Origin of the sequence: Endozoicomonas sp. SESOKO2, from assembly GCF_024606245.1 — a bacterium.
Taxonomy (GTDB): domain Bacteria; phylum Pseudomonadota; class Gammaproteobacteria; order Pseudomonadales; family Endozoicomonadaceae; genus Endozoicomonas_A.
On record NZ_JAHHPQ010000354.1, the window covers coordinates 1 to 1,128 of the forward strand.

Annotated in this window: 1 protein-coding gene; it reads left to right on the forward strand. The window is 52.8% G+C overall.

The annotated features are described in order from the left end of the window. Positions 1-1,128, forward strand: a 1,128-nt coding sequence (locus KDK17_RS07975; RefSeq protein ID WP_257287793.1) for an ankyrin repeat domain-containing protein, incomplete at both ends; no start/stop codon positions are given.

The following is a 1,128-nucleotide window of genomic DNA, read 5'->3' on the forward strand; positions in this document are numbered from 1 at the left end:
TATTCATGGCTGCCTATTGAAGTGGTTGTTGCTGTCGGTTGGCTTTTAACAAGTTATTGGAATATCGACTCACCGTCGTTTAACCCGATGAAACAAAAAGAGCTGTGTCAAGAACAACCGCTTGCGGCCATCATTACGGTACCTGGCTCTGGAACTCAACAACAGCAAGACCCGCCATCTGAATCGTCGGGGCAGCAGGCTCAGGAAGCCCCCGCCTGTCCCTCAGACTCTTCCAACAGCTTCCTTCATTCTGACTCTGCCGATGGAAACGAAGGCTCAGAGCAACATCGGCATACTTTGGGTTTAGATTGTTTCGTCTTCACCTGTCATGGCATTTGTCAATTCCGACCGTCATCCGATAGCAGTGGGCCCACTGAATGGCCGATGAATTTTGCAGAACATTCGACAGACCAAACGGCAGCAACGCCCGAACAAAGCTCATGCTCACATTTGGACAACGGACACTGCCCAGAGTGCGTAGGTCATGTGAATAATACGGATTTACTACTCATGGATGGCATTGCTCACCCCGCTGTCCCTATGGACACTGACGCACTGCTGGAGTCCGATCCCTGCCCTATTTGTCTGGTTCACTTCCATGGTCGTGATGCAGTGCCTGTGGTCCTCAAAACCCAATGTTGCGGCCACCGCTTCGATCTGGACTGTATTTCTGAGTGTTTTGTTAATCAGCCCATCGGTTCTCGCCGCTGTGCAATGTGTCGGCAAGACCCGATGCCTATGGTGAATGAGCACACCGGTGAATCTTACCCGGATACATTTTTCCCCGATCAGGCGTTTTATAGTGCCTGTTTTGAGGGAGATCTGGATCAGGTGGAAAAGTCACTGGCAGAGGGAGTCAATGTCAATGCCGTTATGAACAATGGTGTCACTGCCTTGTTGGTGGCATCCAGTCAAGGGCACAATGACATCGTCGAATGCCTGATCAACGCCGGGGCGAATCTCAACGCCCGGACCAAGAATGGGGCCACTCCGCTGTTCATCGCTGCCCGGGAGGGTCATACCGACATCGTGCAACGCCTGATCGGGGCCGGGGCGGATCTCAACGCACCCAGGGATGGCGCCACCCCGCTGTTCATCGCTGCACAAGAAAATAACACCGATTGCGTG